The sequence below is a fragment of the Tessaracoccus sp. SD287 genome (genome assembly GCF_017355265.1).
In the GTDB taxonomy this organism is placed as follows: domain Bacteria; phylum Actinomycetota; class Actinomycetes; order Propionibacteriales; family Propionibacteriaceae; genus Aestuariimicrobium.
In genome coordinates, this window is sequence record NZ_JADIJQ010000060.1 from 1 (window position 1) to 6,106 (window position 6,106).

9 protein-coding genes are annotated in these 6,106 nt (G+C 68.0%); all 9 read left to right on the forward strand.

Going from position 1 to position 6,106, the window contains the following annotated elements:
* Nucleotides 1–236, forward strand: a 236-nt coding sequence (locus IPV09_RS13910) for a hypothetical protein (protein ID WP_207475942.1), incomplete at its 5' end; no start/stop codon positions are given.
* A complete protein-coding gene (locus IPV09_RS13915; protein ID WP_207475944.1) occupies nucleotides 236–1,138 on the forward strand; it encodes a hypothetical protein in 903 nt (300 codons plus the stop codon). The genes IPV09_RS13910 and IPV09_RS13915, both read left to right, overlap by 1 nt.
* 92 nt (nucleotides 1,139–1,230) lie before the next feature.
* Nucleotides 1,231–2,145, forward strand: a complete 915-nt coding sequence (locus IPV09_RS13920) for a hypothetical protein (RefSeq protein ID WP_207475945.1) — start codon at nucleotides 1,231–1,233, stop codon at nucleotides 2,143–2,145.
* 36 nt (nucleotides 2,146–2,181) lie between these two features.
* A complete protein-coding gene (locus IPV09_RS13925) occupies nucleotides 2,182–3,093 on the forward strand; it encodes a hypothetical protein (RefSeq protein WP_207475947.1) in 912 nt (303 codons plus the stop codon).
* 26 nt (nucleotides 3,094–3,119) lie between these two features.
* On the forward strand, nucleotides 3,120–3,449 hold the full coding sequence (locus IPV09_RS13930; protein ID WP_207475948.1) for a hypothetical protein: 330 nt from the start codon (nucleotides 3,120–3,122) through the stop codon (nucleotides 3,447–3,449).
* Nucleotides 3,446–4,447 (forward strand): WXG100 family type VII secretion target, encoded by a 1,002-nt coding sequence (locus IPV09_RS13935; protein ID WP_207475950.1) that lies wholly within the window; start codon nucleotides 3,446–3,448, stop codon nucleotides 4,445–4,447. Before IPV09_RS13930 ends, IPV09_RS13935 begins: the two co-directional genes overlap by 4 nt.
* Nucleotides 4,448–4,471: 24 nt before the next feature.
* Nucleotides 4,472–5,008, forward strand: a complete 537-nt coding sequence (locus IPV09_RS13940) for a hypothetical protein (RefSeq protein WP_207475952.1) — start codon at nucleotides 4,472–4,474, stop codon at nucleotides 5,006–5,008.
* A 46-nt stretch (nucleotides 5,009–5,054) separates the two neighbouring features.
* A complete protein-coding gene (locus tag IPV09_RS13945; protein WP_207475953.1) occupies nucleotides 5,055–5,828 on the forward strand; it encodes a hypothetical protein in 774 nt (257 codons plus the stop codon).
* A 49-nt stretch (nucleotides 5,829–5,877) separates the two neighbouring features.
* A partial coding sequence (locus IPV09_RS13950) for a hypothetical protein (RefSeq protein WP_207475955.1) occupies nucleotides 5,878–6,106 on the forward strand: 229 nt, incomplete at its 3' end.

Consider the following 6,106-nt stretch of genomic DNA (forward strand, 5'->3'; position numbering starts at 1 on the left):
CCGGCGAGATGAACCAGATCTCCACCACCGCCGGCGGTTTGTCCGCCACTCAGGGAACCTTCGGGTTCGTCACTCCGCCGACGGGTGCCTACAACCGTTTCCAGAGCAACCTGCAGGGCTGGAGCACCGGCGCCCACCAGGAGTTCACCACCATCGGCGAGAATCTCAACGCAGATGCCCAGGGCTATCGCGACCTGGCATCCGAGCAGGCCCAGGAAGCTGGAGGAATCATCTGATGCCCAGGACAATCAACGTGAGCCTCGCCGAGGGCGGGGCCATGGACTACAAGTACTACACGGTCGCCGACCTGGTCGCCTCGCTCGCCCGGCTGCGCACCAAGGTGCAGACCGCGTGGAACAACGACAAGATCGAGGGTGACGACGCCCTGGCCCGCGCCGAGGGTGACTGCCTGGCCGACAAGGACTACTTCCGCCAGCGCATCGGCGAGATCGAGACCCGCAAGACCAACGCCCTGGCCGCCATCGAGACGATCATCAACACCAACTTCGAGCCGAAGACCGACGTCATCGACACCCTGGTCGAGAGCTATGCCAAGCAGTGGTCGGACACCGGGCTGAAGGTGGACGAACTGCAGGGACGGATCGCGAAGCACATCGCCCTGGACGACTGGTCGTCCGAGGGCGCCCAGAAGTACAAGCAGGCCGCCATCAACCAGAACAACGCCCTGAGCGAGTTCCGCCAGTTGTGCTTCGACAACTCCGCTGCCTGCGAGCAGGTGGCCCAGGTGAACGCGGCCATCTTCAACGCCACCTACGACTCGTTGGAGACGGTGGCCAGCCAGATCGACACCAGCCCGGCCGTCACGGGCCAGGACTACTACGGACGCAGCTACTACGTGCGCTCGGACTCGGCGGCCGCCAAGCTGGAGGGGCTCAAGACCTGGATGGAGCGCGCCATCACGACCAACGGCGACTGGGGCGCGACCGCCTACGACATTGGCTCGGCGATTGATGACGTGCGCACCTCCCCGGCGAACCTCGGCCTGGGCGGACGCTGGCCCGAGGCCAAGGCGGCCCCGGCGACCGACTCCCACACCGATGACATGAGCAGCCACACCCAGCAGGACATCGACGCTGCTGAAGGCAGCGGATCGGGCGAGGGAACCCTGGACAAGTAGTCCCGGACCGACCAGACCTACACCGAGGGGCCATCGCCGATGGCCCCTCCGTTGTGTCCGGGGGCGACCTCGCGGGCATTACAGTGGCGACCATGAGACTGCGCAACCTCGTCGTGTCAGCCCTGGCTCTGCTGCTGGTCGTCGGCTGCAGCAGCGATGCCGCTCCTGCCGCCGATCGGGTTCGCGAGGTTGTCAGCGGTGCCGGTGCCGCGCAGATCGGCTGGGTCGACGTCAGCCCCACCGTGGTGCGGATGTACTACCTGGACGGGGGCCAGCCGAAGGCGGCCACCAAGGCCTCCGGCGACGTGACCACCAGTAGCGACCCCAGCGCGGCCCGGTTCCTGACACAGCCGACCGGTCCCGACCAGCTGCGGCTCGACGAGTTCACCGCCCATCTGGACGCCGTCCAGGGCTGCGCCGACGGCACCTATGGGTCCATCAACGTGACCCACACCGGGGCAGTGCTGCAGCAGGTCGGCTGCAGTGAGGGACAGGGCGGCACGTTGAAGCAGGCCTACCTCGACGGGCAGCTCCTGGCACCAATCGACGGGTGGACCGAGGCCACCCTGGCTGCCCAGTTGCAGGAGTTCGCCTCGCTGATCGGTGACCAGGGCCAGCAGCTGAACTTCTACACCCCCCGGTCCACCACCAAGGATGCCGGCTACCGGGCCACCGCCATGTCGGCCGCCGTGAAGGGCATCGACGGGCAGCAGTGCTACGTCCAGGCCCGGCGCGCCGGGACGATGCCGGACGACGGCAGCGGATGGGTCACCTACCAGGGTTGTGAGGGGGCCACCCCGCTGGGCGAGGCACCGTTCGCGATGGGTGAGCTGTCGGCGGCCAAGATCCTGACGGCACTGGAGCGCGGCGCCGCCAAACTGAAGATCGGCACCGACGACATCGGCGACTTCACCGTGATCAACGCCGGTGGCCAGCTGACGCTGCAGCTGCAGGTCGCCCAGGGTGCAACCTCCGAGGTGCCGGTCTGGGCCGAGCCGATCCGCTGAGCAGAAGTGACCTCGTGGAGCCATAGTCTGGAGCGCATGTTTGAATCCCAGCCAGACTTCCGCCGCGTGGTGGCCAGCTTCGAGGAGCTGACCGCCGAGTGGCAGCGCAAGGCAGCCGAGCTGAATGCCGCGATGACTGCTGGGGCCGGGGAAGAGGACCACGAGCACTTCACCCTGCGCACCGTCGGGCTGGGCCAGATCTCGCAGCTGACCTTCAAGGACGGGGCCAACGACGCGAGCCCGGTGCAGCTGCGCACGGCCGTGCTCGAGGCCTACGCGCGGCTCGCGGTTGGTGCCAACGGCGTCCAGGCCAGCACCATGGCGCGAATCCTCGACGACCCCGCCATTGCCACCGGCATGACGGCGGCCGTCCCTCGCGAGATGCGGGACCGGGCAGGGCAGGACGCGGCCACGCCCGCCGCGGATGCCCCCGGCGTCGGGACGCGACCGGTGGACTCCGCGACGGCCGAGGAGGTCCTGGCCTGGGCCGAGGCCACGGCTGAGCCCACCATCGTCTCGGCTGACATGCGCGAGACCATGTCGGACGTCGAGGGTTGGAGCCCGCGCTACCAGGGCATCGACCCCAACACCACCCAGTACGAGCTGGAGAAGGAGATCGAGCAGATCTCGCGCAACGCCGCCGAACTGCGTCCTGCCCTGGAGCGACTGCAGGTGCAGAAGTCCAGCAAGTGGCTGACGCTCACCGTCAACGGGTCCGGAGTGCTGGGCGACATCACCTTTCGCCCCGCCTTCCGTTCGGCCGGTCACCAACAGCTCAGCAAGGACTTCGCTGCGCTCTACGCCGAGGCCACCCACGAGGCCTCGGCCCAGCTCATGGCGCAGTTGGGCGCCGCAGGGCTGGGTGGCGCCGACGATCCGACCGCGGACATGCTGCGACGTTTTGACGCGGCCTCCGACGAACTGCTGTCCCGCTTCGACCGACTCTGAGACGCCACCGATCACCGGGAGACGACATGAACTACACCTATGACCTGGCAGAACTCCAGGCCCACGCCGGGGTGCTGAGCACCCAGGCGGCCGCGGTCCAGTCGGCCTCCGACACGGTGGCCGCGACCGGGGCCGGCAGCAAGGAGATGTACGGAATCCTGATCGGCCAGCTGGCCCATCCGCTGCTGGAGCTGGCGACCAACGGTGGCGAGGACGTCCTGTCGGGACTCAGCGAGCTGGTGGCGTCGGTGCAGGAGGGCATGAACGCCACCGTCACTGCCTACCAGGAGACCGAGCAGGACCACATTGACCGCACCCACGACATCGTGGCTGACCTGGAGCAGATCGTGCCATGAGCACCCACGTGATGGGCAACCCGTCCTTCGGCGGCACCGAGTACAAGTTCCCGATCTACAAGGACATGGTCAGCGTCGCCAACAACCTGGCCGACGGCAAGCTGCGGTTCGGTGATGTCACCTCGGTCGCCGACCTGGGCATGGGCATCCTGAGCACCGCGCTTGACCCCATCGGTGCCATCCTCGGCTCGGCCGTCGACTTCCTGATGAACCTGCTGGTCAACTCCATCAAGCCGCTGGGCGATGCGGTCAACTGGCTGCTGGGTGACCCGCCGAGCATCAGCGCCGCGTCCACCACCTGGCGCGAGACGGGGGTCAAGGTCGTCGACTCCGGCAACGCCTTCGTCGCCTCGCTGGGCGGTCTGGGCACCTGGGAGGGGCCGGCAGCCGAGAGCTACCGGGGCGTCGTCAGGCACACCCATGGCATCTACAACCAGGCGGCCCAGTCGGCCGACGGGGTCGCCACCTGGATCAGCGTGGCCGGTGCCGTGGTCGCCACCTTCCGCGAGTTCATGTGGGGGATGCTCAAGGACTTCATCACCGAGGTGGTCAAGGCCGCCGTTGCCGCCGTCATCGCCGCGGTGCCGAGTCTGGGTGCCTCGGTGGGGGCGTTCACCGCCTGGTTCGGTGCCCGGATGGCGATGATCGCCGGCAAGTTCACCAAAACGCTGTCGAAGCTGATGACCAAGATGGGTGACCTGTGCCAGAAGCTCGGCAAGAGTGGCCGATCCTTCTACCAGGCCGCCGAGAAGCTGCGCCAGCTGGCCGGCAAGCTCGGACGCAGCGCCAGCCACGGATTCGGCAGCTCCGGCGTGGGACGCACCCCCCGGATGCCGGGGGACACCAATCCCGACTTCAACAGGTACAACCCCGGCTATCAGGGCTTCAAGGACGGCTACAAGACGGCCAAGCGTGGTACCGAGGCCATGGACAAGGGTGCCGACATCTACGAGGGCAGTGGCGTGCCGCCGGTGCAGGACCTGCCGGACGGGTACTGATCGGTGGCGCGCACACGTGGGCGCTTGAGCCCGGCCGAGCAGGCCAGGAAGTTCGAGCGGGAGCACGGGATCACCGGCGAGCAGCGCAAGAAGGCCAGCACCCGGGCCGCGCTGGCGGTGGTCGCCTTCCTGGTGCTCGGCGTCGTGGCCGCTGCCCTGCTGGTGCCGATGCTGGGCATGTCGGTCCACGGCGAGCAGCGTGGCAGCGGCCAGGTCACGATCCAGGAGTGCCACGCCAAGGGGCTGATGCGTGAATGCAGCGGCGTCGTCACCACCTGGCAGGGTCAGGGGCCGGAGGCCGGGCAGCGCATCCAGGTGCTCAGCCGCACCGCTCTGGCCGGCACGGTGGACGTCGTGCTGGGCACCGCCACCCAGAGCACCACCACCAAGCAGCAGCACGACGTCTTCTACGACGTGTACCGGTTCGTTCCTGCCGATGCCTGGATCATGCCGCAGTGGCTTCGTCCGTTCGCCTTCCTCGGCGCCGGCATCGTCTGGGTGCTGCTCGCCTGGTGGCTCTCGCGCACGGTCATGATGGCCACGGTTCGCCCGAGCCGGTGAGGTGACCCGCTCATGGGCGAGAATCCCGGTGTGAACAGGAACTGTGATGGGCGCGTGGAACAGCCCTGCTGAGGACGCCCTTGACGACGACGGCCTGGAGCGGTTCGACTACGACCGCCGCGAGCCGGACGAGGACACGCCGTCCACCGACCTCGACGAGGACCGGGCCGCCGGTGACCAGGACGCCTCGGTCTGGCACAACTCGGTCTGGCACAACTCGGTCTGGAACAAGGAGATGGGCTTTCCCGATCAGCTCGGGGTGGTGCGGGTCTGGGTCGACGACGACGTGGCGATCGAGCGGGTGCGGTTGTCGCTGCAATGGCGCCACCGGCTGGGCGAGCAGACCCTGCAACAGTCGTTCGGGGTCGTGTTCATGCTCATCAACAACTACCACCGGCTGCACCGCCGACGGACGTTGAACTACGTCGACCCCGACCGTGAGGCCAGCGAACCGTTGTCGTTCGCGGCCCTGGACCGGCTGCGGGTTCGCGAGGACGAGATCCGCGGTCGGCTCGAGGCGCTCGGCGACGGCGGACACCCGACGCTGCACGGCGCCGAGACCATCGGACGGAGCCTGAGCGGACGCGTCCAGATCAAGCTGAACCTGGTCGGACAGCTGGCGGGGGTGCAGTTCGACCCCGCGTGGCTGCCCACCGCACGGGTCAAGGAGATCAGCGACGGGGTGGTCGAGGCCCACGCCCATGCCCGCGCATCGTTCGTCCCGGCCGAGGTGGTCGTCGGGGAACGCGAAAGGCTGGTCGACGAGTTGACCGAGGTGCGCAACGAGACCCTGGCCATGATGCGCCGCGGCTTCTCCTGAGCACGCCGAGACCCCCCATCACCCGACGACGAGTGGAATGAGGCACACCATGGCCACTGAGCACGGCTCCCAGGACGACATCAGCAGGCGCGCCACCAGATCGGGCGTCCAGGGGTACTCGGCCGAGACCGATGACTGGTTGCACGACATCGAGCACGAGGAACTGCGCATCGACCCCAATCGCGAGGTGGGCGGCGGGCGCGGCAGCGCCAGCCCGATGATGATGCCGCCCATGATGGGCGCGGTCGCTTTTACACATCTGACGCTGCCGACGGCTC